General features: G+C 48.1%; 25 protein-coding genes and 1 other annotated feature. Of the genes, 14 read left to right on the top strand and 11 right to left on the bottom strand.

Features of this window, described 5'->3' with window-relative positions; all coding sequences use genetic code 11:
- Window positions 1-37: 37 nt before the first annotated feature.
- The 3 genes from pyc to Q9M42_RS00425 all read left to right on the top strand — a co-directional run bounded on the left by pyc (window position 38) and on the right by Q9M42_RS00425 (window position 6,291).
- Window positions 38-3,484, top strand: a complete 3,447-nt coding sequence (pyc, locus tag Q9M42_RS00415; RefSeq protein WP_322524568.1) for a pyruvate carboxylase — start codon at window positions 38-40, stop codon at window positions 3,482-3,484.
- Window positions 3,485-3,690: 206 nt separating this feature from the next.
- Window positions 3,691-5,118, top strand: coding sequence for a cryptochrome/photolyase family protein (locus Q9M42_RS00420; RefSeq protein ID WP_322524569.1), 1,428 nt, complete (start codon window positions 3,691-3,693; stop codon window positions 5,116-5,118).
- 3 nt (window positions 5,119-5,121) lie between these two features.
- Complete coding sequence (locus Q9M42_RS00425; RefSeq protein WP_322524570.1) at window positions 5,122-6,291, top strand: GNAT family N-acetyltransferase; 1,170 nt, start codon at window positions 5,122-5,124, stop codon at window positions 6,289-6,291.
- 18 nt (window positions 6,292-6,309) lie between these two features.
- Here the strand turns inward: Q9M42_RS00425 and Q9M42_RS00430 are convergent, their stop codons facing one another.
- Window positions 6,310-7,209: a COX15/CtaA family protein gene (locus tag Q9M42_RS00430; protein ID WP_322524571.1), complete on the bottom strand. Its 900-nt coding sequence runs from the start codon at window positions 7,207-7,209 to the stop codon at window positions 6,310-6,312.
- A gap of 253 nt (window positions 7,210-7,462) precedes the next feature.
- Here Q9M42_RS00430 and Q9M42_RS00435 point away from each other — a divergent pair, with 253 nt between their 5' ends.
- Window positions 7,463-8,017 (top strand): DUF420 domain-containing protein, encoded by a 555-nt coding sequence (locus Q9M42_RS00435; protein ID WP_322524572.1) that lies wholly within the window; start codon window positions 7,463-7,465, stop codon window positions 8,015-8,017.
- 32 nt (window positions 8,018-8,049) lie between these two features.
- Here the strand turns inward: Q9M42_RS00435 and ytvI are convergent, their stop codons facing one another.
- A complete protein-coding gene (gene ytvI / locus Q9M42_RS00440) occupies window positions 8,050-9,114 on the bottom strand; it encodes a sporulation integral membrane protein YtvI (RefSeq protein WP_322524573.1) in 1,065 nt (354 codons plus the stop codon).
- A 97-nt stretch (window positions 9,115-9,211) separates the two neighbouring features.
- Window positions 9,212-9,724, bottom strand: coding sequence for a PaaI family thioesterase (locus Q9M42_RS00445; protein WP_322524574.1), 513 nt, complete (start codon window positions 9,722-9,724; stop codon window positions 9,212-9,214).
- A gap of 128 nt (window positions 9,725-9,852) precedes the next feature.
- Here Q9M42_RS00445 and Q9M42_RS00450 point away from each other — a divergent pair, with 128 nt between their 5' ends.
- Together Q9M42_RS00450 and Q9M42_RS00455 are read left to right on the top strand one after the other, a co-directional pair.
- Window positions 9,853-10,293 (top strand): YlbF family regulator, encoded by a 441-nt coding sequence (locus Q9M42_RS00450; protein ID WP_322524575.1) that lies wholly within the window; start codon window positions 9,853-9,855, stop codon window positions 10,291-10,293.
- 56 nt (window positions 10,294-10,349) lie between these two features.
- Window positions 10,350-10,805 (top strand): SRPBCC family protein, encoded by a 456-nt coding sequence (locus Q9M42_RS00455; RefSeq protein WP_322524576.1) that lies wholly within the window; start codon window positions 10,350-10,352, stop codon window positions 10,803-10,805.
- Between the two features lie 18 nt (window positions 10,806-10,823).
- Here the strand turns inward: Q9M42_RS00455 and cbpB are convergent, their stop codons facing one another.
- Together cbpB and Q9M42_RS00465 are read right to left on the bottom strand one after the other, a co-directional pair.
- Window positions 10,824-11,270: a cyclic-di-AMP-binding protein CbpB gene (cbpB, locus tag Q9M42_RS00460; protein WP_322525237.1), complete on the bottom strand. Its 447-nt coding sequence runs from the start codon at window positions 11,268-11,270 to the stop codon at window positions 10,824-10,826.
- 206 nt (window positions 11,271-11,476) lie between these two features.
- Window positions 11,477-11,785 carry a MerR family transcriptional regulator gene (locus Q9M42_RS00465; protein WP_022792668.1) on the bottom strand — a complete coding sequence of 103 codons (309 nt, stop codon included), beginning with the start codon at window positions 11,783-11,785 and terminating at the stop codon, window positions 11,477-11,479.
- 401 nt (window positions 11,786-12,186) lie between these two features.
- Here Q9M42_RS00465 and Q9M42_RS00470 point away from each other — a divergent pair, with 401 nt between their 5' ends.
- Window positions 12,187-13,554, top strand: coding sequence for an aspartate kinase (locus Q9M42_RS00470; RefSeq protein WP_322524577.1), 1,368 nt, complete (start codon window positions 12,187-12,189; stop codon window positions 13,552-13,554).
- A gap of 47 nt (window positions 13,555-13,601) precedes the next feature.
- Here the strand turns inward: Q9M42_RS00470 and Q9M42_RS00475 are convergent, their stop codons facing one another.
- The gene (locus tag Q9M42_RS00475) at window positions 13,602-14,411 is read right to left on the bottom strand and encodes an ion transporter (RefSeq protein ID WP_322524578.1); all 810 of its coding nucleotides are present in this window, start codon (window positions 14,409-14,411) and stop codon (window positions 13,602-13,604) included.
- Between the two features lie 90 nt (window positions 14,412-14,501).
- Between Q9M42_RS00475 and Q9M42_RS00480 the strand changes: the two genes are divergently transcribed.
- Window positions 14,502-15,491, top strand: coding sequence for an NAD(P)/FAD-dependent oxidoreductase (locus Q9M42_RS00480; protein WP_322524579.1), 990 nt, complete (start codon window positions 14,502-14,504; stop codon window positions 15,489-15,491).
- A gap of 38 nt (window positions 15,492-15,529) precedes the next feature.
- Here Q9M42_RS00480 and proC read toward each other — a convergent pair whose 3' ends face one another.
- The 3 genes from proC to proB are packed head-to-tail and all read right to left on the bottom strand — an operon-like array spanning window position 15,530 to window position 18,737.
- Window positions 15,530-16,360, bottom strand: a complete 831-nt coding sequence (gene proC, locus Q9M42_RS00485; RefSeq protein ID WP_322524580.1) for a pyrroline-5-carboxylate reductase — start codon at window positions 16,358-16,360, stop codon at window positions 15,530-15,532.
- Window positions 16,357-17,619 (bottom strand): glutamate-5-semialdehyde dehydrogenase, encoded by a 1,263-nt coding sequence (locus Q9M42_RS00490; protein ID WP_322524581.1) that lies wholly within the window; start codon window positions 17,617-17,619, stop codon window positions 16,357-16,359. The genes proC and Q9M42_RS00490 overlap by 4 nt, the downstream gene beginning before the upstream one ends.
- 2 nt (window positions 17,620-17,621) lie before the next feature.
- Complete coding sequence (gene proB, locus Q9M42_RS00495; protein WP_440972305.1) at window positions 17,622-18,737, bottom strand: glutamate 5-kinase; 1,116 nt, start codon at window positions 18,735-18,737, stop codon at window positions 17,622-17,624.
- A 53-nt stretch (window positions 18,738-18,790) separates the two neighbouring features.
- Window positions 18,791-18,993, bottom strand: a binding site (T-box leader).
- An 82-nt stretch (window positions 18,994-19,075) separates the two neighbouring features.
- On the opposite strand from proB, the gene Q9M42_RS00500 reads away from it, so the two are divergent.
- Entirely contained in the window at window positions 19,076-19,846 is a 771-nt protein-coding gene (locus Q9M42_RS00500; RefSeq protein WP_322524583.1) for an SDR family NAD(P)-dependent oxidoreductase, read from the top strand.
- Here the strand turns inward: Q9M42_RS00500 and Q9M42_RS00505 are convergent, their stop codons facing one another.
- Entirely contained in the window at window positions 19,847-21,343 is a 1,497-nt protein-coding gene (locus Q9M42_RS00505) for a phytoene desaturase family protein (protein ID WP_322524584.1), read from the bottom strand.
- Between the two features lie 81 nt (window positions 21,344-21,424).
- Between Q9M42_RS00505 and Q9M42_RS00510 the strand changes: the two genes are divergently transcribed.
- From Q9M42_RS00510 to Q9M42_RS00530, 5 genes are all read left to right on the top strand, one after another.
- Complete coding sequence (locus Q9M42_RS00510) at window positions 21,425-21,697, top strand: YlbG family protein (RefSeq protein WP_322524585.1); 273 nt, start codon at window positions 21,425-21,427, stop codon at window positions 21,695-21,697.
- Window positions 21,698-21,770: 73 nt separating this feature from the next.
- On the top strand, window positions 21,771-22,970 hold the full coding sequence (locus Q9M42_RS00515; RefSeq protein WP_322524586.1) for an MFS transporter: 1,200 nt from the start codon (window positions 21,771-21,773) through the stop codon (window positions 22,968-22,970).
- A gap of 15 nt (window positions 22,971-22,985) precedes the next feature.
- Entirely contained in the window at window positions 22,986-23,558 is a 573-nt protein-coding gene (rsmD, locus tag Q9M42_RS00520; protein WP_322524587.1) for a 16S rRNA (guanine(966)-N(2))-methyltransferase RsmD, read from the top strand.
- On the top strand, window positions 23,548-24,042 hold the full coding sequence (gene coaD / locus Q9M42_RS00525; RefSeq protein ID WP_322524588.1) for a pantetheine-phosphate adenylyltransferase: 495 nt from the start codon (window positions 23,548-23,550) through the stop codon (window positions 24,040-24,042). Before rsmD ends, coaD begins: the two co-directional genes overlap by 11 nt.
- A gap of 73 nt (window positions 24,043-24,115) precedes the next feature.
- Window positions 24,116-25,177, top strand: coding sequence for a SepM family pheromone-processing serine protease (locus tag Q9M42_RS00530; RefSeq protein WP_322524589.1), 1,062 nt, complete (start codon window positions 24,116-24,118; stop codon window positions 25,175-25,177).
- On the opposite strand, the gene Q9M42_RS00535 is transcribed toward Q9M42_RS00530, so the two are convergent.
- The gene (locus Q9M42_RS00535; protein WP_322524590.1) at window positions 25,174-26,370 is read right to left on the bottom strand and encodes a nucleotidyltransferase; all 1,197 of its coding nucleotides are present in this window, start codon (window positions 26,368-26,370) and stop codon (window positions 25,174-25,176) included. The genes Q9M42_RS00530 and Q9M42_RS00535 overlap by 4 nt on opposite strands.
- Between the last annotated feature and the right edge of the window lies 1 nt (window position 26,371).

Here is a 26,371-nt window from a genome sequence, read left to right on the forward strand (position 1 = left end):
TCCTGCAGGAGATGCACCAGATAAGAGGAGGAGAAGGATGAACGGTCTAGAGAATATTAAAAAGGTATTAGTAGCAAACCGCGGTGAAATTGCTATACGCATATTTCGGGCGTGCACCGAATTACATATACGCACCGTGGCTATTTATTCCAATGAAGATGTAGGTGCATTTCACCGTTATAAAGCAGATGAAGCATACTTAGTTGGGGAAGGGCAGAAGCCAATCGATGCATATCTGGATATTGAAGATATTATCCGTACGGCAAAAGAGAATGGTGTCGATGCTATACACCCGGGCTACGGGTTTCTTTCTGAAAATATTGATTTTGCCAGAAGATGTGACGAAGAAGGTATTACCTTCATCGGACCTGAGACCCGTCATCTGGAAATGTTCGGTGATAAAGTTAAAGCAAGAGAAACAGCTATCGCTGCCGACCTTCCGGTTATTCCAGGAAGCGACGGGCCGGTAGACAGTGTGGAGGAAGTAAAGGATTTTACTGACAAGCACGGCTTCCCAATCATGATTAAAGCTTCCCTTGGCGGCGGCGGGCGCGGCATGCGTATCGTCCGCGACGCGGAATCACTGGAGGACGCTTACGACCGGGCGAAATCCGAAGCAAAATCTGCTTTCGGCAACGATATTGTTTATGTTGAAAAATTTGTGGAAAATCCAAAGCACATTGAAGTACAGGTGCTCGGTGATAAAGCAGGAAACGTTATACATTTATACGAGCGGGACTGCTCCATTCAACGCCGTCACCAGAAGGTAGTGGAGGTAGCGCCGAGTATTGCGCTCGACGAGTCGCTGCGGGAACGTATCTGCGATGCAGCTGTTAAGCTCGCCAGAAATATTGAATATGTTAACGCGGGTACGGTAGAGTTTCTCGTAAACGACCAGGGTGAGTTCTTCTTCATTGAAGTGAATCCGCGTGTTCAGGTGGAGCACACTATTACAGAAATGATTACCGGCGTGGACATTGTTCAGTCCCAGCTGAAAATTGCTGACGGCGGCACGCTGCACGACGCTTCCATAGATATTCCGGAGCAAAAGGATATTAAAACATTTGGGTATGCCATTCAGTCCCGGGTGACAACGGAGGATCCTGCGAATGATTTCATGCCGGATACGGGACGCATCATGGCTTATCGTTCAAGCGGTGGCTTTGGGGTGAGACTGGACGCCGGTAACGGTTTCCAGGGAGCGATCATTTCCCCGTATTACGATTCGCTGCTCGTGAAGGTATCCACATGGGCACGCACGTTTGAAGGAGCTTCTGAAAAAATGCTCCGGAACCTGCGGGAATTCCGGATCCGCGGTATTCGAACAAATATTCCGTTTCTGGAAAATGTTGTCCAGCACGATAAATTTATTAATGGGACCTACGACACCTCCTTTATTGATTCGAGTCCAGAGCTGTTTGTATTCCCGGTGCGTCAGGACCGGGGGACAAAAATGCTCACATTTATCGGTGAGACGATTGTAAACGGGTACCCAGGCCTTGAAAATACACCAAAGCCGACGCTCAACAAGCCGGTGGTGCCAAAGATCGATAAGAAAAAACCGATACCGAGAGGAACGAAGCAGATTCTCGATGAACAGGGGCCGGAGGGACTTGCGAACTGGGTTAAGGATCAAAACGAAGTGCTTTTGACCGATACCACGTTCCGCGATGCCCACCAGTCGCTGCTTGCTACCAGAGTCCGAAGCGACGATCTGAAGCGTATCGCAGAACCGACTTCCCGGATGCTCCCTAACTTATTCTCCTCGGAGATGTGGGGCGGTGCGACCTTTGATGTGGCCATGCGCTTTCTGCATGAAGATCCGTGGACCCGGCTGATTGAACTTCGTGAGCGTATGCCGAACACGCTTCTGCAGATGCTTTTCCGCTCGTCAAACGCTGTCGGCTACAAAAACTATCCGGATAACCTGATTAAAGAATTTGTTCATAAATCAGCACATGCCGGTATCGATGTGTTCCGTATCTTTGATTCTCTTAACTGGCTGAAGGGCATGACGCTTACGATTGATGAAGTGCGTCAGACAAACAAAATTGCTGAGGCAGCTATGTGTTATACAGGGGATATTCTCGATCCGAAGCGGGAGAAATATGACCTGAAATATTATAAAAATCTCGCAAAAGAGCTCGAAAACGCCGGCGCCCACATTCTGGGCATCAAAGATATGGCAGGCCTGTTAAAGCCGGAAGCCGCGTACCAGCTTGTTTCTGAACTTAAAGATTCGATTTCCATCCCGGTTCACCTGCATACGCATGATACGAGCGGCAATGGTATTTTCACATATGCCCGCGCCGTTGAAGCAGGAGTGGACATTGTGGATGTGGCTGAAAGCTCCATGGCAGGTCTTACTTCTCAGCCAAGCGCAGACGGCCTGTACTACGCCCTATCAGGTAATAAGCGCCAGCCGAAGATTGATGTTGGCGCCCTGCAGGAGCTTAGTGACTTCTGGGATACGACCCGTGAATACTACCAGGGATTTGAAAGCGGCATGCGTTCACCTGCACCTGAGGTATATGAACACGAAATGCCGGGTGGTCAGTACAGCAATCTGCAGCAGCAGGCTAAAGCTGTAGGCCTTGGCGACCGCTGGCGGGAAGTGAAAAAAATGTACCGCCGTGTGAATGACATGTTTGGAGATGTTGTAAAAGTAACACCGTCGTCGAAAATCGTCGGGGATATGGCACTGTATATGGTCCAAAATGACCTGACAGAAGAAGATGTTTACGATAACGGACAGAATCTCGACTTTCCGGATTCCGTAGTGGAATTCTTCCAGGGATATTTAGGACAGCCGCATCAGGGCTTCCCGGAAAAACTTCAAAAAATTATTTTGAAGGACCGTACCCCTATTACGAACCGTCCGGGTGAAAACCTCGAACCGGTCGACTTCAAAGCTATTGAAGAAGAGCTCTTTAATACACTCGACCGGCCAGTGACGAGCCATGATATGATTTCCTACGCGATGTATCCAAAAGTATACATGGAGTTTGAACAGTTCCGTCAAAGCTTCAGTGATGTGTCTGTGCTGGATACACCGACATTCTTCTACGGGCTGGAGCTCGGAGAGACAGTGGAAGTGGAAATTGAAAAAGGAAAGACGCTGATCGTGAAGCTAATCTCTGTATCAGAGCCGGACGAAACGGGTCATAGAAACGTGTATTTTGAATTGAACGGACAATCCCGCGAAGTAGTCGTGAAGGATAAAAACGCCAAGGTGGATGCCAGCGTGCGTCCGAAAGTAGACAAATCAAATCCTAACCAAATTGGAGCGACGATGCCTGGAACTGTGCTGAAAACCTCTGTAAAAGAAGGAGATGAAGTGGTTAAAGGCGACCAGCTCATGATTACAGAAGCAATGAAGATGGAAACGACCGTACAGGCGCCATTTGATGGAAAAATTAAAGGCGTGTATGTAGGAAATAATGAACCGATCGAATCGGGAGATCTTCTTATCGAATTTGAATAACAGGTAAAAAAGATCGGCCGGCGGGCCGGTCTTTTTTTATGATGAATATAAAAAAGTGAAAGTGACTTTTTCCCAGCCCTAAGAAAATATTTCTGAAAGGTAAAATTTGTTGAAAAGGATGTTTTCTTTAGGAAAAAGCGTAAAATAAACGGAAAAAAGGTATAGAATTGAAGAGGAAGCATTAGGGTGTAAAAGGAGCGGAGTGTATGACTGAAGTAAGTGCTTTATGGATGCGAAGGGATTTAAGGTTAACAGATAACCGGGCAATGCATGAAATGCAGCGATGGGTGGAAGCAGAAGGAGACAGGCAGTGGTTTTTAGTTTTTCATCTTGACCCAGACTTTTATGAGTATACGTGCCCTCATCATGATTATTTTTTTCAAAATCTAGAAAAATTTCGTGAAGAATGCGATGATCAACATATACAATTATATTTTCTGCACGGTCCAGCAAATGAAGCTTTCACGTACTTAAAAGAAAAAGTTCCGCAGCTTACGCATTTATTTTTTAATGAAGACGAGGCGCCGCAGGCGGCCCGGCGGGATAACCAGGTATTAAAAGAAATGGAGCAGAAAAGCGTAGAAGCACATGCTTATAAAGATGCTCATTTTCATCGTTCCGATGAAGTGAAGAAAAAGGACGGAGGATTCTATTCCGTCTACACTCCTTATTATCGTGCCTGGCGCCAGCTTGAAAAAGAACAGCCGTATGAATGCAGGCTCGATCACATTATCAGCCAGCAGGCCCGTCTGGAACTGCCGCAAAAGACTGCTTATAATAAACTATCTTCTTATTTGAACAATAACAAAAAGACGTGGGAGCGCACCGCGGAGAAAGACGGGCGGGAACGGCTGGAAATGTTTGTGGAGGAAATTGCCCCGGAGTATCATGAAACGAATAATGCCCTTTCGAGCGATGGAACGAGCCGGCTTTCTGCCTACTTAAAAACCGGCCGGCTGTCAGTTCGGACGATTTATCAAGCCCTTTCAGAGCAGCTTGAAGAGGGGGACCCGGGGGCTGAAGCTTTTGTCAGTGAACTTGCCTGGAGAGATTATTACAATATGATTCACGCCACGCGTCCTGAGCTGAAAAACAAGGAGCTAAAAGAGGCGTACCGGGATCTGCGGTGGGAGTATGATGAAAAAAGACTGCAGACGTGGAAGGAAGGCCGTACTGGCTATCCGATTGTAGATGCCTGTATGCGGCAGTTAAATGAAATAGGCTGGATGCATAACCGCGGAAGAATGATCGCTGCTTCCTTTCTAACTAAGGATTATTTGATTGACTGGAGAGAAGGGGAGAGGTATTTTGCTGAAAGGCTGATTGATTATGATCCTTCTTCCAATGCCGGGGGATGGCAGTGGGCTGCATCTACTGGTACAGATGCGGTGCCTTACTTCCGCGTCTTTTCTCCAGTGAGGCAGAGTGAACGTTTTGACCCGCAGGGCGATTATATTCGTGAATACGTGCCGGAGCTTCAGTCAGTTCCAAAAAAATATATTCATACTCCGTGGAAAATGAGTGAAAAGCAGCAGCGGGATTACGGCTGCATCCTCGGAGAGGACTACCCGGAGCCTGAGGTGGACCATTCGGTACAGCGAAAGAAAGCAATTGAAATGTTTAAAGGAGAGTAAGCCATGGACATTCGCCGTATGAAAAAATCAGAAATTGATCAGAGTCTGGATCTGGCCCAATATGCTTTTCAAATTCATTTAACCGAAGAACAGCGCCGGGAGAGGCGGCGGACTATCGTTCCCCAGGATAACTGGGTCGCGGTCGAACGGGGCAAGGTCCTCTCTAAAGTAGCTATTTTCCCCACGGTAGTTTACCTCGGAGACGTAAAAATGCCGATGGGAGGAATTTCCGGTGTGGCAACATGGCCGGAAAAGCGCCGGGGCAGCCTGGTGCGTTCATTGCTGAAAGAAGCGCTAGTGGATTTGAGGGACCGGGGGGTTCCGATCTCGATGCTTTATCCGTTTTCGACTTCATTTTACCGGAAATTCGGCTGGGAGGTGTTCTGTGATACAAAGCACTGGACGGTGACGAAAAACGAACTTCCGGATACTGGGGAGCCTGAAAAAGGCAGCATTCGCCGAATTTACCAGCAGGACTGGCAGATTCTCGACTATATCTATCAGAAATGGGCAAAACAGTATGCCGGCATGATTGCGCGCTCTGAACAGTGGTGGAAAAACCGGACGCTTCAGCGAAAAAAAGGCAATGCCGCTGTTTACACTGACGCGAATGGTTTTGACAGCGGGTACGTGCTGTATGAGGTAAAAGAGCAGCAGCTGACCGTGCATGAATTTGTGGCCTGGCATGAAGATGCCCGCAGAGAATTGTGGCGTTTTTTGGCGAATCATGATTCCATGATTGAAACCGCTAAAATTTCTCCAGTTATTGATGATCCCAGCCGTTATCTGCTGCCGGAGCCGAAAATTGAAGAAACGAGAAAAAGCTACTTTATGGCCAGGATTGTCGATGTATATCCATTTTTGCATCAGTACCCGTTGAATCTGCCGACCGAGGAGTCTCTCGTGCTGCATGTGGAGGATGACTTCTGTGATTGGAACAATACGAGCTGGCAGCTGTATAAATCGAAAGAGGGCCGGACAGAAATTAAAGAAGTTCTCTCAAACCGTACCGGCATCGAACTTTCCATTAATACCTTAACTGCTCTTGTTATGGGGTATATTACCGTACGTGAAGCTGAGCGCACGTCGCTGGTGAAAGGAAATAAACAGCAGCTCGAGCTGCTTAACCGTGCTCTCCCGGAATTCACTCCATTTATGTATGACTTTTTCTAATGCAAAAAAGCAGGCCTTTTAATGATGAAGGCCTGCTTCTTTCTGCTTGATGTTATTGGAGGTGCTGGTAAGCTCTGATGCTGAAAGGGCCGGACGCCTCGTAATAATCACGAGCATATAGGTCATAATAGTGAAAATAATGCTGATTGTCAGCGCATGAATAAGCACTGATGTTAAGTGAGGCGCCCCGAAAAGGAGAGCGATACCTGCGCCTGCCTGAACGAGCATTAAAACGAAGGTCATCACACTCATAGCAGCAAGGGAGGTGTAGGACCTGAATCGTTTCAGCGTCCAAATCATCAGAACCGCGACGACAATCATGAGGGCAACAGCAGCGCCGCGATGGATCCACCCGGCCATCTCTGATCCGCCGGAGTGCTTCACGTAGGCCCCGGTATAGATGACAGCGTAAGAATAGACGATAGTAGCGATCAGGTAACTACGGTAGCCTTTCGTTACTTTAGGCTGCAGCGCCGGCTTCTCGTTGTCCTCAAAGGCCAGTATTGTGAGCATGATAACTGTGGCAAGTGAAATGGCACTGATGCCGAAATGAAGCGCGAGCACGAGACTCGAGTTGCCCCAAATGACAGCGCCGGCTCCCATTAATCCCTGAAAGATAATAAATAATACAGCCATCAGCGCCATAAATTTTGTCTCCCGTAGGTGGGAAAGCTTCACGGACGACCAGATAGCAAGAATGATAACAAAAAGTCCCATCAGTCCCGACCAGAGCCGGTGGCTGTATTCAATGATAGTGGCGACGGCAGGGTTGGAAGGTACTACTTCCCCAAAGCAAAGCGGCCAGGTGGCACCGCAGCCTTCCCCGGACCCTGTGTTAGTCACCAGAGCTCCCTGCAGCAGTACAATGAGCATGCCGATGGAAGTAATGACGCCAAATATGCGTAGTCCCCAGTGCAAAATAAGTCACTCCTTCAATATAAATGCAATTAAAAATTCCACGTTTTTCTTACATAATTAATCGTAGATTTCCAGTCTGAAAAAGTCAATTTTTAATACTGGTCCGCCCGTGAACAAATAATGAAATGTGAAAAATATGTGAAAGCAGCAACGGCAAAGAAAAAACGTTCACTGGATTGTTAATTCAGGGTTCTGCAAAAAGCCGCATGATTTAGTATAATATAACCGCTACCAGAGAAGAGGAGGAATATACGTGTCGCATTTAAAAGCCGAAGAACAGAAGCGCACTAATCGTACGCACACGTGGATCGTGATACTGCTCAGCGTGATTATTAACGGGCTCGTCACGATTTTGATTTTTGTAGAAGGCGGCGGGCAGACATTTAACGGCTTCGATTTGACCATTCTGCCGATGATGAATGCAATATTTAACAGTTTTACGACTGTATTTTTACTCGGAGCTTTATACTTTATATTAAGAAAAAATATTAAGATGCATCGCCGGTTTATATACGGGGCATTCTCGACCACCGCTCTTTTTCTCGTGACGTATCTGGCGTACCACAGCCTTGCATCGAGCACGTCCTACGGCGGAGAAGGAATCATTCAATATGTGTATTACTTTATTTTGATCTCTCACATTATTTTGGCAGCATTGATCGTGCCGCTTTCAATCTATACTTTTTTGAAAGGCTTTACGTATCAGGTGCAGAAGCACCGTAAAATTGCCCGGTGGACGATGCCGCTGTGGCTGTATGTGAGCATTACCGGCGTGGTGGTTTATTTCATGATCGCACCGTACTATTAAGAAAAAGGAAAGCCCCGGCGGCTTTCCTTTTTCTATACTCTGAAATTTAATTTGATGAGCCCTGCTTCCCTTGCAGACGTAAAAGCAATAACTGCGAGTGGGCCGACGATAAAGCCTACTACGCCGAGAAGGGTAAGCCCGAGATACAGGCTGATTAATGTAGCAAGCGGGGAGAGTCCGATATGGTGTCCCATCACCTTTGGTTCGACCGTGCGGCGAATAATGAGCAGAACAATACCAAGCGCCAGCAGCTGTGTTCCAAGGACAAGATCGCCGCTGATATACATATAGATAGACCACGGGGCGAGGATGGCGATCGAGCCGATAATTGGAATGAAATCAATGGCCCAGATAATCAGACTCATCACAACCGCCACTTCCGGGGTGAAAATCATTAATCCGATAAACGTAACCGCGAGTATAATTAAGCTGACTAAAAATTGAGCTTTGAAGAAGCCGAGAATCACTTCAGCAAGCCGGTTGGTCATGAATTGAAATTTTTCACCAGTTTCAGGCTTTAAAAAGGAATAGAATTTGTCCGTCAGTCTTGGGAGATCGATCATGAACAAATACAGAGCGATCAAATACACTAAAAACATGATTAAATAACCTGGGATAGAAGCAACAACCGCCGTCGCCTGATTCAGCAGATCGTCGCTTGCGATATTTTCCTGGAGCCCGGTAAGCATTTCGGCAATCCGGCTGTTGATCTGGTCGATGGTGTCCTGTGGCAGATTCCACTGCTCATAGCGGTTGTTCAGTCCGGTTTGAACGTTTTCTACGGTATCCACAAGATTGCTAATATATGTAGGGAGATTTTTGGAGAAAGCCACCAGCTGGGTGATCACCTGCGTAATCAACAAATAGCCGAGTAAAATCAATAGTAATAGAAAAGCCGAGAAAACGATCATAACTGAAAACGGCCGCTTAATCTTAAGAGAACGCATAGCGAGGCGCACAGCCGGAGAAAGGGCCAGGGCTGTCAGCCACGCAAGAATAATAGGACCTGAGACTGGCAGAATAAAGTAAAGAGCGACAAGGGCAAGAACGATGCCGATAAACCGGAAGATATTTTTTTTTGTCAGCAGGGCGGTCACAGGGAAACTCCTTTCGTCAAAATGAAGCAGTATGTACGTACTTTATTCATTATAATGTATTTAGAAGGATAGTAGTACTAAATTAATGGACGCTGAGTCAGGAGCGGGCAGCCTGTTTTAAATAAAAGGTGCCGTCTGCTTTTGCAATAAGCCGGTTTTCTTCATCATAAACTGCGGCTTCGGCATAGGAGATCCGGCGGCCGACGGTGACTGGAGACGCTTTGCAGGTGAGCTGCCTGCCGGTGCCGGCTGAAATAAATTGTACGTGAATATCGATCGTTAAAATATCGCCGGGAACTGGAGACAGCTCTGAAAGAAGCACTCCCATGGAATTATCCATGATCGTCGTCAGTACACCACCGTGAACGATGCCGTGAGTGTTGTGCAGGCCGGAATGAACGGGAATCTGAGCGCAGAGCGTTTCTTCATTCTCCCAGTAGGTGGACGTATGCATCAAATGCTCCACGCCGCTTCTGGCGTCTGAAGTATCCCAGTCGTGCAGTAATTTAAGATAATGTCTGGTCAGCTCTTTGGCTTTCGGGGAGCCATCTGCCAGAATGCCTTCAAGCATCTCTTGTTCTGTGAGCTGAGGTGAATGTTTTTCCGTCATGTTTGTCATCCTCTCCGTAGTGCACTTCTTTTTATATTGTAGCAATAAGATAAAAAGCGAACAAATATGATGATTCGTTCTTCATAGAATGAAGGGATCCGTGATAAAATAAAAGTGGAGGTGAATGTATGTCTGTAATAGAAGCATCGACGTCTGTGGATATACTCGAGCAATCGGAACAGTTAGGACAGATGGTTGTAGAGTCTCATATATATATTGAATATAAGGAAGCCAAAAAAGCGATGAAGGAGGATCCGGAAGCCCAGGAAAAAATTAATAATTTTTTAAGCTGGAAGGATCAGTACGAAGAAGTACAGCGCTTTGGGGCATATCACCCGGACTATAAGACAACCGCCAAACAGGTGAGAGTCGTAAAGCGGGAAATGGATATGCATGAAACAGTCATCCGGTACCGTCAGGCAGAAAAAGCGCTTGATAATTTACTGACAGAAATATCCACTCTTGTGGCGGAATCCGTATCATCTTCCATCAAGGTGCCTACGGGCAATCCGTTTTATGATAACCAGTCGTGCGGCTGTTCGACCGGCGGAAGCTGCGGCTGCTCGTGATAAACATAAAACCTTCTCTTTTAGGGTATACCTCCTTGAAAGAGGAGGTTTTTGCTATGTTTAAAGGTGTGTTTGAAGCCCAAACCGTAGTGCCTGCGTCCAGAGAAGAAGTCTGGAATTACTTTCAGGACCCGGTGCAGCTTGAAGAGATGACGCAGTTTCCCGAGGTCGAGGTGGAAGCATCCGGTAAAGCTGAAGCAGGGGCGGAGATCCGGCTGTACCTTTATTTTGGTCTATGGAAAACGGTGTGGGATTCGGTTATTACTTACGTAGATGAACCGAGCTCGTTTCAGGATGAAGGAAAAAAACTGCCTTTTCCGTTTACGGCATGGAAGCATACTCATACTTTCCAGGAGCTCGGGCCGCTCACGGGAGTTCATGATTACATCGAATTTGAGTCAGTGGTGCCGGCATGGATGGTGAAGTGCTTTTTAGGCGGAATGTTTAAAAGCCGCAAAGCCTTTGTAGTAAAACAGTTCAGTCCGGAAAATAAAGGAAGCTCCGCTTTTTAATCAAAAGCGGAGCTTCCTTTAATCAGATTGAAATTCGCGGTGGACCATAACGAGAATAGCCCGCCGTGTAATGAGGCCGACAAATGCACCTTCATCATCTTCAATACATACAAATGGATGATTGATAGAAAGCGTCAATGCCTTCCCAAAGTTATCATCCACGTTCATTTTCGGAACTTTTTCCGACATGACCGTTTCCACAGTATGCTCATGGAGCTTATCCATTTCGATCCGTTCTGTACCGAGGATAGTATCAAGTACCTGGGCCTTGCTGATCTGGCCCTGAACACGGTAATGCGTATCTAACACCGGGACCGCAGTGTAACCGGATTTAATTAGTATTAAAAGCGCATGATCGAGGGGGTTGACTGCCTGTACATGGGCTACTTTTTCGTGGCCGATGATCAGCTCAGCTATTTCCTGATTCATAATATTTGTGTTTTTTAACTCATGAAGCACTGTCATCACATACTTTCATTGATTTCTCATAAAGCAAAAGAACGATAACTACAACAAAGAGATATAAAGACATGTTGAATAATAAAAGGATTTCAAGGTTTCGTCAAGTTCCAAAAAACGCAATTAATGGTAATCTGGGCGCTTTTAGGCAGACCAAAGACAGCTGTTGGTTCAAATTGACTCAACAGCTGTCTTTTGGAAGAAAATGGGCGTCAGCCTTTTCGCATATTGAATGCTGCGTTCAGCTGGCCGCGCAGCATTCTTTCCCGCAATTCTTTGTTTTTCATTTTCTTTTGTTCCATGCGGCGGATTTCAAATGTCTGCATACCGTCTTCCATTTTTTCTGCAATATCGAGGAGCCGCTCTACATCCAAAAAAGAATATTTCCTGGTCCCGCCGGAAGTGCGGTCAGGGTAAATCAGTTTACGTTCTTCATAGTAACGAATTTTTCTTTCGGAAAGGCCGGTTAATTCGCTCATAACTCCAATCGTAATTACCTTTTTATCTTTGTATGACGACATAGTTTGCTCCCCTTTTCATCTCTTTTGTAAGCTAATATACCATAATAAATATTTTATGTATGGTTATTTGTCAGATTACCTTACATAACAGAGGGGTGAAAATGTAAAATCAATGCTTAAACCTGTGAAAAGAGGGGAATTAATAGACAAATGACTACAGCCTACCAATTGAAAGTAATTGCTATGGATTACGAGTATACAACGGACCACGGGTTCTTTCACATAAGAATCGGTCCAAACGGGCTTTAACCATGTATATTACTGATTGTTGACGGATAAAACATGTGATAATCTATTAATTGTGAAATTTTTGAACAATTCACATCATAATAACAAAGCAGGAAATATACACGAATGATATTTATACAAAGACTGGAAATAATGACAGGAGTGACAGGAAAATGAAAGTAGCTAAATTTGGCGGAAGTTCTCTAGCAAGCGCGGAACAGATAAAAAAGGTCGCAGATATTGTAGCGACAGATGAAGACCGCAGGGTGGTAGTAGTATCCGCCCCTGGCAAACGAAGCAGTGAAGATACGAAAGTAACAGATTTATTAATCTCCCTTGCCGAAGCCTGCCTGGAGAATTCCGGGGTGGAAGAGGCCAAAAACAAAGTACTGGAACGCTTCCGTAGTATTACAGCCGAATTGAACTTATCAGACGATATTATTGCAACTATTGAAAGTGATATTGAATCCCGGATTCAGTTCAGCAAAAGTAACGAAGGGCGTTTCGTTGACCAGATGAAAGCCGGAGGCGAAGATAATAACGCTAAGGTGGTGGCAAGGTATCTTCAAAGCATCGGCACCGTGGCCGAGTATGTTAACCCAAATGATGCCGGCCTGTTTGTGAGCGACACTCCCGGAAATGCCCAGGTGCTGCACGAATCCTACGACCACATTTATAAGCTGCGAGAGCGCGAAGGAGTGGTAGTATTTCCAGGGTTCTTCGGTTATTCGAAAGAAGGGGATCTCGTTACCTTTTCCCGGGGGGGATCAGATATTACCGGCTCCATTCTGGCTGCGGGCGTACAGGCTGATCTTTACGAAAACTTCACAGATGTGGACTCGGTATTTGCGGCCAACCCGACAGTGGTGGACAGTCCTTGCGCAATTAAGCGGATGACCTATCGTGAAATGCGGGAGCTTTCCTATGCAGGATTCGCTGTTTTTCATGATGAAGCACTCATTCCGGCTTTTCGCAAAAAAATTCCGGTCTGCGTGAAAAACACAAATAATCCGCAGGGAAGCGGAACGATGATCATTTCCGAACGGGAATATTCATTGAATCCAATTATCGGCATTGCGGCAGATAAAGGATTTGAAACTATCTACGTGCGCAAATACTTAATGAACAGAGAAGTAGGCTTTGGCCGCCGGCTGCTTGCGATTATTGAAGACGAAGGAGTTTCGTATGAGCACATGCCGTCAGGGATCGACGACACGTCCATCATTATCGAAGAAGGTCAGATGTCCAAAGAAAAAGAAGAGCGTATCATTGAGCGGATCATGAATGAACTCGATGCAGACGACGCCTACATTGAAAAAGGATACGCGATGATTATGCTCGTAGGCGAAGGCATGCATGAGACAGTGGGTGTAGCTGCCCGCGCGACCCGTGCATTCTCTGAAAAAGGCATTAACATTGAAATGATCAACCAGGGTTCGTCTGAAGTGTCACTCAGTTTCGGGATTGCTGAAGGGCATGTTGATGAAGCCATCCGCGGTTTATATGAAGAATTTTTCAGCACGAAAGAAATACTGCAGTAAAAATAAAGAGGGCGGCCCCGGGGCTGCCCTCTTTTGTGCATAAAAAGCTAATCCTTTTGTTTTTCCTTTAGAAGCTGTTTAATATCGCGCAGCTCGCTCTCCATGTGATCGAGCTGCTTCTGCAGCTTGTCTTCACTTTCTTCGGCTTCCGCTTTTTCAACGTTGCTTACAATGACGCCGACAAATAGGTTAAATACAACAAACGTTCCGACGAGCACAAAGGAGACAAAATAAATCCAGCTTAATGGATTCGTTTCAGCTATTGGGCGCATGACTGCACTTGCCCACGACTCGAGGGTTACAACCTGAAACAGTGTCAGTAAGGACTGGAAAATGTCCCCGAAATACTCAGGGGCCGTGTCACGGTAAAGCATTGTGCCAATTACGGCATACACGTAAAAAATGATGCTCATCAGAATCATAATATTCCCTAACGAAGGGATGGTGCGGAGCAGAGCATCCACAAGCCGCCGCAGGGATGGGACAACTGTGATAGCCCGGAGGACCCGGAGTACACGAAGTATCCGGAGGACCGTAATAAAAGCTGAGCCGGCGAAAATGTGACCGGCTGCTACAATGAAGAAATCAAACCAATTCCAGGGAGACTTAAAAAAATGATAGGAGGGAAAAACACCTAATAATCGGATGATAACCTCAATGGTAAACAGCCAGAGAAGTATGTAATTCAGCACAGAAAACGTATTTTCATAGCGTTTGTACAAGGTTTCCGAGGTTTCAAGCCCTACGAGCAGCGCGTTAAATAAAATCAGTGTCGTTACAACAATAGTGAATACCGGTTGGTCCAAAATGACAGCTAAACGCTGCCGAAAACGGGTAAAGGTAGATATCTCGCTCATGGGTGGACTCCTTTAAAAAGATGTGAACCGTTTTGATTGTACAGAAAAAAATAGACAAAGAAAAGAAATAGCTGTGTGAGGAGGAATTATATGAACCCGGATGTCATTATTATCGGTGCCGGCCTTTCCGGTTGGAGCGCGAACCGTGAGCTTGAAAAGCACGGCCTTCGCACTGTGGTTGCAGAAAAAAGCAGAGGACTTGGCGGCAGAATGGCGACACGAAGATTGAATAACAGTCGTGCGGATCACGGGGCTCAGTTTTTCACTGCCAGAAGCCAATCGATGAAAGAGACAGTAAAAGAATGGGAAGCGGCGGGATACATACGTAATTGGAGCAATGGGTTTATTCAGCTCGAAAACCTTGAGCAAAAGCAGCATTTTCAGGGAGATGGTCACCCGAGGTACGTTGGGCGGGCCGGAATGGCCCCGCTGATGAAAAATTTATGGAAGGGAAAAACGATAGAGAAGGAAACAAAAATTACGACAATCGTGCCCGGGCAAGAAGGCTGGGTACTGCGTACAGATACTAATCAAATGGAAGCGCGGGCTGTACTTATAACATCCCCGGTGCCGCAGTCCCTGGATATGCTGCAAAACGTTCCCGGTGAGCGCAGGTGGGAAGAGGATCTTTCTTCTGTCCGCTATGACCCGTGTCTATCCGTGATGATCGAATATGACGGGGAGAGTCCTCTTATGGCCCCTGGAGGCATCCAGACCAGAGACCCGAGAATTCAGTTTGTCGGCTGTAATCTTCAGAAAGGCATTTCAGATTCCTGCGTTCTAACCGTACACGCTGAAGGTGAATGGTCAAGGGAGCACTGGGAAGATACCGATGAAGTTTTTGCCGAAGAATTGACCCGCATTGCCGGGCCGCTTTTGGACCGCAAAAAAATAATGAAGATTCACCCGAAGCGATGGCGTTACGCGAAGCCGGTACATATGTATCCGGATCGTTCAAGGAGCTATGATTCGCCGTATCCACTTGCATTTGCAGGAGATGCGTTTGGAGAAGGGAAAGTAGAAGGAGCTGTTTTAAGTGGAAAGGATGCAGCAGGGAAAATTATTTCGCTGCTACAATAAAAAAGCAGGAGCCGGGGCCCGGTTCCTGCTTTTTTTCATTAATCGCCAATGGAGCCGGATCGCTTCGAAGCCTCTTTCATGGCTTCTAAAAAATGCTTCTGGACTCTGTGTTTTTCAAGATGGGTAAAAGCCGCTTCTGTCACACCATTTGGACTCAGTACTTCCTGATACAGTTCATGCGGTTTTTTGTCAGCATCGAGGTAGCGAAAAGCCGCCCCTTCCATTGTGTGAGCGATAATATTTTTTGCTTCCTCCGGCTCAAAGCCGGATTCGGCCGCCATTTCCTCCATCGCTTCCAAAAAATAATAAAAATAGGCAGGGCCGCTTCCGGCAATCGCGGTGAAACCGTCGATGTCCTGCTCGGAAATCGTGTGCACGCTCCCGACTACCTGGAACAGCGATTCCGCAAGATCAAGGTCCTCGTCAGTGGCATAGGTGCCTGCGCATATAGCCGTTGTTGAGGCGCCGACGTGAGCGGAAGTGTTTGGCATCGAACGAACTACCGGCACCTCCTGTTCGACAAAGGATTCAAGATCACTTAAAGAAATGCCGGCCAGAACGCTGATCAAAAGCTTATCCTTTGTCAGTTCGCCGGCAAATGACTGGACGACCGCTTCAGCGTCTTTTGGTTTGACGGCAAGAACGACGATGTCCGCTGCTTTTACAGCTTCTTTATTATCCGTTTTGACCTGGATGCCGTACTGCTCCTGCAATCGCTTCTGTTTATCCTCAGACGATTTCACCGTTCCGAGCACGTTTGCCGGTTTTACCAGCTCATGGCGCAGAAGCCCTGAGAATATAGCTTCTGCCATCGAGCCGGAGCCGATAAATGCAATAGTTTTCTGCTGTAGGTTTGTTTTTGTCATCATTTGATCTGCCCATCTCCGTGAATTAAATATTTGTAGGAGGTGATTGCCTTCAGTCCCATTGGCCCGCGAGCATGCAGCTTCTGGGTGCTCACTCCAATCTCTGCCCCGAAGCCGAATTCAAATCCGTCGGTGAAGCGGGTGGACGCGTTATGATAAAGAGCTGCTGCATCAATCTGCTGGAAAAACTTCCGTTTATTTTCCGCGGATTCTGTAACAATTGCCTCAGAGTGATATGTCGTGAACGTATTGATGTGCTCTATGGCTTCTTCCGTATCCTGGACGGTTTTCACCGAAACGATCATATCCAGGTATTCGGTGTTCCAATCCTCATCAGTGGCGGACTCCACATCGCTGTGCAGCTTTTGTACGCCGGCGTCCCCGCGGATAGTCACTCCGTGGGCAAGCAGTGCATGCACCAGTGATTCACCGTGGGCATTAAGCCAGGACTGGTGAACAAGAATGGTTTCAGCTGCATTGCAGACAGAAGGGCGCTGCGTTTTGGCGTTAACGGCAATCTGGACCGCTTTGTCGGCTTCGGCGGTTTCATCAATAAAAATGTGACAGTTGCCGACGCCGGTTTCAAGCACCGGCACGGTGGACTGATTCACTACAGTTTTTATTAAATTAGCACCTCCGCGCGGAATCAGCACATCCAGATAATCATTCATCTGAAACATTGTCGTGGCAGCCTCTCTTGACGTGTCGGAGGCAAGCTGCACCGCTTCCTTCGGAAGGGAGGTTTTTGCCAGAGCCTCCCATATAGCGTCCATGACCGCCTGGTTTGACTGAAAAGCGGAAGAGCTTCCGCGTAAAAGAACGCCGTTGCCGGTTTTTAAAGCAAGAGCGGCTGCGTCAGCCGTCACATTTGGACGGGCTTCGTAAATCATGCCGATTACGCCCAGCGGCACCCGGATGCTTTCCATTTTCAGGCCGTTCGGCCGGGTCCAGGATTCAATGGTTTCACCGATAGGATCTTCAAGAGACGCGATCTGCCGGCAGCCGTCAGCCATGCCTGCGATGCGTCCCGAATCAAGCGTTAGGCGGTCAAGGAGGGCGGGGGATAATCCGTTTTTTCTCCCTGCTTCAAGGTCCTGGGCGTTCGCTTCCAGAATAAAAGCTTCCCGCGTTTCAAGTTCGTCGGCGATCAGTGCAAGTGCCTTGTTTTTTTCTTCGGTAGAAGCGACAGCGACACGTTTCGCTGCTTTTTTTGCTGCTTCTCCCTGCACCCGCATCTGGGTGCTGATTTGTGTTTGTTCCATGTTTATCTCTCCCTTACAGTAGTAATCCAGTTATCCCGGTGGATGACTTCTGATTTTGACGTTAATGTAAACGAGGCTGCTTCGGCCGAGGATTTCCCTTTAACAGCCTGCAGTTCCTTGGCACTCATGTTCACCTGCCCCCGTCCGAGCAGCTGGTCCTTCTGGTCATATACATCGACAACATTTCCGGGGGAAAAGTGGCCCTGGACATCGACGATCCCGGCAGGCAGCAGGCTTTTTCCCGAGCGAAGCAGCGCTTTTGCCGCTCCATCATCAACTGTTAAGGCACCGGCAGTAACAGAGTGGAGGCCGATCCACTGTTTTTTATTGTTTACCACATCGCCGCCGGGCACCCCTATATAGGTGCCGTCCCCTTTGCCGCTGAGGACGTCTTCGAGTCGGTGGCCGCTGCCGAGTCTGCCGACAAATACCCGGGTGCCGAGGCGGATGGCTGTGCCGGCTGCTTTTAGCTTAGACCGCATACCACCGGTACCGACAGAGGAGCTGGATTCACCGGCCTGCTCCATTAGGTCGCTCGTGATGGAGGGGATGAAATGATATTTTTTGGCTTCCGGATCTTCGTTTGGGTTCTTATCGTAAATACCGTTGATATCTGTTAATATCAGCAGTGTATCTGCATGCACAAGTCCCGCTACAAGTGCTGACAGCATGTCATTATCCCCAAACGTTAATTCATCAACAGCGATGGAGTCATTTTCGTTAATAATGGGAAGCACCTGGCGGTGAAGGAGCTCGGTAATAGTAGAATGAGCGTTCTGGTACTGGCTGTGGTTGGCGAAATTTTCACGGGTCAAAAGCAGCTGGCCGCAAGCGATATTTACTCTGCTGAATTCTTCATTATACGCCTGCATCAGCTGGCTCTGCCCGACAGCAGCGGCTGCCTGTTTACCGGCAGTCGTAACCGGACGGGAAGGATAGCCAAGGTCGTAAAAGCCGGCAGCTACTGCCCCGGAGCTGATCAAAATAACTTCGTTTCCTGCCTGGCGCAGCCGGATGATTTCATCTGCGTACTGCTTAAGCTTTTCCCTGCTCAAGCTCCCCTGCTGATTCGTTAAAGAGCTGCTCCCGATTTTAACTACGACCCGTTCTTTTTTCATTGGAACCACCTGTCTTATTCGTTCTGATTGCATATAAAAAACTCCTTCGCCTGTAAAAGGACGAAAGAGTTATCCGCGGTACCACCTTTAGTTGAAAAGACTGTGTCTTTTCCGCTCATGTCCATTAACGCAGGACTGCGTCCTAAAGGAAGCTCACGGACAGGTTCAGGCAAAACAAATTCCGGCATAGCTTTCAGCTCGTGGCTATGCTCTCTGTCGGTGCTTTGTCCTACTATTTCCGTTTCACAGCTTTTGCACTATTCAGCTTATTTGTGATTACTATTATGTAAAGTGCCGGGTAGTTTGTCAAGTTTTAATACGTCTGGGAGGAAGATTAATTGAAAACAATTATATTAACAGGAGCAAGCAGCGGTATTGGCAGAAGAACAGCAGAAAAGCTCGTGCAAAATGGAGAGAAAGTAATAGGTATCGGAAGAAACACAAAGCAGCTGCAGGCAGCAGAAGAAGAGTGGAAGGGGTATGCCGGAAAATTTGCAGCCTGGACGATGGATGTAGGGGTAACAGAAAATGCGGCAAAAGAAATGAAAAAAATCACTGGTATATACGGAAGCCCGGACGTCCTCATTAATAACGCCGGTACAGGGAAGTTTGGGGAACTGGAGCAGCTCTGCATAGAAGACTGGGAGCAGATGATAGATACAAATGTAAAAGGAAACATCGCCATCACTCAGGCGCTGCTTCCTGAATTAAAACAGACGGGAGGGCATATCGTTTTCACCGGATCGACCGCAGGTATTATAGGCACGCCCAAAGCGACTGTTTACGCCGCAAGCAAGCGTGCTGTGCTTGGATTCGCCGAAGCGCTGCGCCTGGAAACGGCCGGAACAGGGGTGCGGGTTTCGGTATTAAATACTGGGCCGGTGAAAACTGATTTTCATGACCGCGCGGATCCGAGCGGAAAGTATAAGCGTTCGGTGGAACAGATAGCCCTGTCCCCCGAAAAAGTAGCCGGACAGCTGGTGAAGCTGGTGGAAAGGCCGAAGCGCACCGTGTTTATGCCCCGGTGGATGAAAGTTCTCAGTACGCTTTACCAGTTGTGGCCTTCAGCAGTAGAAAAAATCGGACGCAGGCAGTTCCACCGCAAATGATTACCGCTGTCGTTCAAGAGCGGCAAAGGATAGGCCGCTGATCGATTCAAATACATGAATGCCGCTCATGGTCACGGCCATCGTGCTGGCACCCGGGAAAACGGAATCTCCGCAGAACCATACGTTTTCAAGCGGGCTCCGGTGGGATAATGGCTGAAAAAACGTGTTTTTCCTCGTCTGAGGGAATCCGCCAACCATCCCGCGGGGCCGTTTAATGTAGCGTTCCCAGGCGTGAGGGGCTCCGGGCAGGACCCGCTCCGGCTCGACAGGCAGGCCGGCTTCCTGAATCTTTTCCACAAGCGCCCTGGTGGCTTCTGACTTTTTTTCTTCATACAAGGACAAATCCTCCCAGTATTCGGGCGGTGTGTGAGTGGAGACGGTAAACGTACGCTCACCTTCGGGAGCCCGGAGGCGATCATCCGGCGCTGATAATGAATAAAATAAATGGCTTGAAATGCCGGGAAGCTTCTGGTCCCAGAGCAGCTGGTGAAATAGCGCTGCAGGCGACTCTGACGGCTTGCAGACGCCGTACATAGAAAAAGTACTCCAGATCGGCGTTTCGGATTTGGTCTGCCAGCGCCGGGTAAATTGTCTTCGCTCTTCAGACCGAAAGAGAGGCAGGGCGGCCTGGACAGGGATGTTTAACACCAGGTGATCGGCGCTGCTCTTCCGGTCCCGGTGATCAATAACTGTCCAGGTACCGTCATCATTCCTTTCTACAGCCTGAATGCGACGGCGCTTTTGCATAGAAGCCCCGTGACGCTCACCAGCTTCTTTTAACTGTTCGGCCATACGGTACAATCCACCGTATACATAGGAAGCACCCTGATGGTATAAATCGAGGGCGTACAGTCCAAGCAGGGCAGGAGCATGACGGCTGCTTGTCTGCAGGCTGTCCAGGAGCTGTCCGTCAATATACTGGTGCACCTCGGTATTCTGCAGATGGTAGTGCCGCAGCACATCCTCGGTGGAGGCAGCAAGCCAGCGGATAGCACCGAGGATGCCGGGCCGCAGCGCCCACACAGAACGAATAAAATCAGCGGGCTTTTGCATTGGAAGAACCGGGAGGTGGTGGATCAGCTTCCGGAGCTCTTGCCCCACCCGGAAAACATAGCGGTATAACGAGCGAATACTGGCTGCCGAGGACGGAAACAACCCACAGAGAGTATCGATATGCTTTTCCCGGGAAGAGTAAAGAGGCAGAGTAAAAGAAGGAGCGTGAACCTGCATAATGGTCTCCAGGCTCTCGTGTTTTGGAATCGGCTCTCCGAGGTGGTTGAAAACCCGGTGATGAAGCCCGTCCGGCTGCTGCAGACCGAGGCCTAGAGTGGCGCCGACAGGAAACAGGTGCGGCTTGTGTGTGAACTTACCGGCGCAGCCGCCCCATTCATTGGAGGCTTCAAACAAAGTGACGTCACAGTGGTGGCGGGCGAGCAGGGCGGCCGTTGTGAGCCCGCCGAAGCCTCCGCCGATAACAATTACAGATGGTCGGTTCATGTTACTCCTCCTAGACAGCATTGCCCTTTTTTCTTCTGACATGCTAGACTTAACGAAAATCACGCGAAAGGATGTGCTTTCATGCATCAGCCGAGAATTGGCATAGCCGTTTGGATTAAATCTGTCAAACAAGCGAGACAGCTGAGAAAGTACGGATTAGTGCACTACGTTTCCAAACAAATGAAATACGCGGTAATATATGTGGATCAGGAAAATGTGGATACGGCTATGAGCCAAATCGGAAATCTTGGCTTTGTGGAAAGGGTGGAACGTTCGGAAAAACCATTTATTCCGCTAGAATACCACAAGGTCGAAAAAGAAAGCCACCCGCAGGATGACAGCATAGGAATATAAATAAGCCACCTTTTATTGTCCGAAGGGAAACGCTGTTTTATAATAAGGGAGGCAGAAAGAAGGGACCTCTCTCATGGTAAGATGGAGAAAAAATTTATATATATTAATGGCAGCCCAATTTTTCGTAATGGCAGCCATGACGATGATCGTTCCATTCCTGCCGCTGTATCTGCAGGAGCTTGGAGTGACAGACCCTGGGCAGATAAGTATCTGGTCAGGTGTTATTTTTGGCGTCAATTTTTTAACGGCTTTTTTATTTGCCCCGCTCTGGGGTAAAATTGCAGACAGACAGGGCCGTAAGCTGATGGTGCTTCGTTCCGGCTTCGGTATGGCGATCGTAATGGTGCTGATGGGATTTGCCACCGGTCCGTGGAGTTTGTTTTTTCTGAGAATGCTGAACGGGACCATCAGCGGTTTTATTCCGGCTTCGATTGCGCTCGTGTCCACAAACACACCGAAGGAGTATGTGGGGCGTGCGCTCGGCATGCTGCAGTCGGGCACGGTGGCAGGAACGATCTGCGGTCCGCTGATCGGCGGCCTGTTGGCAGATACGTTTGGCTTCCGGGCTATATTTAATATTACCGGACTCGGCATCGCCGTGGCAGCGGTGGCCGTTTTGTTTTTAGTGAAGGAAGATTTCGAGAAGCCGGAGCAGACGGAAAAAACGAAAACGAGTGATGATTTCAAAAGGATTGCAGGCGTACAGCCTATGATCCCTTTGTATACCGTGATTTTTCTTGTGCAGTTCGCGCTGATCGGAGTGAATCCGCTCATTTCCGTGTTTGTTGGCGAGCTGAGTGGCAGAGAGGAAAATGCTTTTTACGCTGGTCTGGCTGTAGCCTCTCTCGGGGTGGCGAACATGCTTGCTTCACCAAAGCTTGGTAAACTCAGTGATATGAAAGGAGCGCAATATGTGCTGTTCGGTTCGTTAATCGGTGCAGTGCTCCTTTCTATACCGCAGGCCTTCGTAACAAACCTTTGGCAGCTGATTGCTGCACGTTTTTTTGTTGGTTTGTGTCTCGGCGGCCTTCTGCCGGCGGCTAACACGTTAATACGCCAGTTGTCCCCACAGGGGATGGAAAGCAGGGCATACGGATTTTCCAACAGCTTTTTGTTTCTTGGAAATATGCTTGGACCGGCCGCAGGAGGGCTGATCAGCGCCGCTCTTGGTATGCGCGGTTTGTTTTTAATCAGCGCCGCCATATTGGGGGCTGCTGTCTTTGTCATGTATACAAAAGTGATTCCAAAGCTGGCGCAGCGCACAGAATCATAGAGTGAGGCGAAACATATGAGAGTGATAGCAGGGGAACTTAAAGGACGGAGGCTGAAAGCTGTGCCGGGAATTGGCACAAGACCAACGTCAGATAAAGTAAAAGAGGCATTGTTTCATAAGCTGGGGCCTTTTTTTTCTGAGGAGGAAACGGTCCTCGATCTGTTTGCCGGAACCGGGAGCCTCGGAATTGAGGCGCTCAGCAGAGGCTGCAGTTCAGCTGTTTTTGTCGACAAAGCCCAGAACGCGGTCAGGACCATCCGGGCCAATATTGACGCTTTTGCGCTTGGAGCCCGCACAGAGGTTTACCGTTCAGAAGCATCTAAAGCCCTGGAACGTCTTGAGGCCGGGGAGCGGCAGTTCGATTTGATTTTTTTTGATCCTCCTTACGCAGAAGAAAAAGCAGGGCAGCTGGTGAAAAAGGTACTGGACTGCTCTGTGCTAAAAGAAAACGGCATGCTTATATGGGAGCATGCCACGACCAAATCGGCAGCATTTGACGAACGTCTGTCTGTGTTTGCAGAAAAAAATTATGGTGATACCACACTTACAATATTGCAGCTGACAGGAGGCTCTAAAAATGGCGAATAAAGCAATTTATCCAGGAAGCTTTGACCCGGTTACCAACGGCCATCTGGATATTATCGAACGGGCGTACAATGTATTTGACCATGTGGTAGTGGCAGTACTGCATAACCGAAAAAAAGAACCGTTTTTTTCCATTGACCAGCGGGTGAAGCTGATAGAAGAATCAGTCAAGCACATGCCAGGGGTGGAAGTGGATGCTTTTCACGGGCTTTTAGTGGATTATGTAAAAGAAATAAAAGCTGATACGATCGTAAGAGGTCTCCGGGCGGTTTCTGATTTTGAATATGAAATGCAGGCGGCTTCAATAAACAGAAAACTCGAGCCCGGCGTGGAAACGTTTTTTATGATGACAAATCACCAGTACTCTTATCTGAGTTCGAGTATTGTAAAAGAAGTAGCGGAATACGGAGCAGACGTGTCCGGGCTTGTGCCTGCACACGTGGAAGATGCGCTCAGAAAGCAGTTTGAGGAGAAAAACCGGGGGTAGAAGTGCGATTCATTGCAATCCCCCTCCCATCCTTCGTATGATGAATAATAATTGTTTATAAAGGATGAAGAACATGTATCGCACTGAAAGCAGAAAAATGCGGCGGATTATTACTGCAGCTGTCATAGCAGCTGTAGTGCTTATATTAACCCAGATGCCTCTGCCGTACTATTATATACAGCCAGGCTCGGCAGCCAGCTTGTCCCCGGTGGTCGAAGTGGAGCAGGGGGCGGAGGAGTCCGGCGAAATGTATTTAACAACTGTTTTTCAACAGGGAGCTACACCGGCACTTGCTTTATGGTCAGTATTTTCTCCTTACCGCGAGCTTTCTCCAAAAAATTCCTACCAATTCGAAGATGAAAGTGAGGAGGAATTTTTTGAACGCCAGCGCCAGGTGATGGAGAGCTCCCAGGAGTCTGCAGAAATAGCAGCGTATGAAGCAGCCGGGAAAACTGTCAATGTAGAGTACCGCGGAGTAAGGGCTTCGGACTTTATTGACGGAATGGATGCGGCAGAAAAGCTGGAGGAGGGCGACCTGATCCAGGAGGTCAATGGCACAGATATCCAGACGCTTGAAGAATTAAACAGTGAGATTGCAAACGTGGAAACCGGTGAAAAAGCAACCATCACTTTCCAACGCAATAATAAGCAGATGGAGGCGGAGGTTGCAGTGGAATCGTTTCCGAATTCGACCGGGGAGGAGGAAAACTCCGGTCTTGGAATATTGTACCCCTATACGGAAAGAACCGTCTCTCTTGAGCCGGAGGTTACGATCGACGCTGGGTCTATCGGAGGGCCTTCTGCGGGTTTGATGTTTGCGCTTGAAGTATACAATCAGCTCACAGAAGAAGATCTTACAGATGGAGAGAAAATAGCCGGTACCGGCACCATTGATGAGCAGGGCGGGGTCGGCCCGATTGGCGGAATAGATAAAAAAGTTGTTGCGGCGGATAATGAAAATATAGATGTCTTTTTTGCACCGGCTTCAGACATGGCTTCGCCGTCCAATTACGAAATTGCGAAGCAAACGGCGGAAAACATCGGCACTGACATGGAAATCGTGCCAGTAGAATCACTTGATGAAGCTGTAAACTATCTGAAAAACGATCTAAAAGTAGCTGAAAGCAAATCCTAAAAAAGCAGGAGAGGCGGAAGGTCATAATCCTTCCGCCATTCTTTCTGTCTTTCAGCAGGCGGAAGTAAAAGCGCGTAAGCGTTATCAGCCCGTTCGCCGAGGACCAGCTGCGGCGTTTTTTTACTGCTCATTTTTGTATAAAGAGGAACGGATATATTTTTTTTTGCCTGGTTTAAATAGAATCTTCCCTGTTCGTTCATGCCGAGAACCCGAATGTGGTCAACGTTTCGGCCGTCAGAGGCGGCAGAGGCTTCATCTTTTGTCAGGCCGGTTAATATATGCACAGCGGTGCGCTGAAGACGTGTCAAAGTATAACGCTTCGTTTTTACGAGGTGCAGCCACTGTTCAAAAGCGGCTGCTTCTTTCATCAGCCGCTTCATGCGGTTATGAAGGCCTTCGGACATATCATAGTGGGAAGCAAGCTCTGTGTCGGAGGCAGTAACCACTTTTGCCTGCAGCACAGAAAAATAATCCTCCCAAAACCGCAGGCGTGGGAGTTGGGTAAGAATGCGCCTGGAGGCTTCTGGGATAAACGACCTGATGTCTTCCCCGCGCTGAAGCATCTGCCGGAGGCTGGTGGCGCTTGCGATAGACGAGTCCTGTGGAGAAATATCGTGATAGGAAGCGCCTTTTCGTTTGACGGTGTCGATCCGGAGCTCCGGGTAAGCCTGTGCTGCAGCTTTTGTATAATGGAAGCCGAGAATATTGTTTGGCTGGCTTAAGTCCGGCAGGGAGCCGGGAGCCTCTAAGTCCCTGTAGGCCAGTTCGTTAGCTTTAGCATAGCTGCATCCTCCCTGAATATGAAAGCGGACGCGTTCATCAAAATGATCCCGGTGCGTGTAAAGAAAATCGACAAGCTTTATAAATGGAACGGATTCTCCGTGCTCGCTGCCGAAGTTTAAATCGGTAACACCGAGCTCTCTGCAGATGGAAACAGCCCCGGCAGCAAATATGTCAGCATGCTGGCAGGCAAACATATAAGGAAGCTCGATAACAAGATCGGCCCCGCTCGAGATCGCCATTTCCGCCCGTTCCCTTTTAGGAACGAGAGCGGGTTCACCCCTTTGTAGAAAAGGACCGCTCATAATACATACGATCACATCGGCCTTACTCTTGACCGCAGCCTGTTTGAGGTGATACAGGTGGCCGTTATGAAAAGGATTGTATTCGACAACCACTCCTAGAACGTTCATT

The sequence above is a fragment of the Marinococcus luteus genome, assembly GCF_034497705.1.
Taxonomy (GTDB): Bacteria; Bacillota; Bacilli; order Bacillales; family Marinococcaceae; genus Marinococcus; species Marinococcus luteus_A.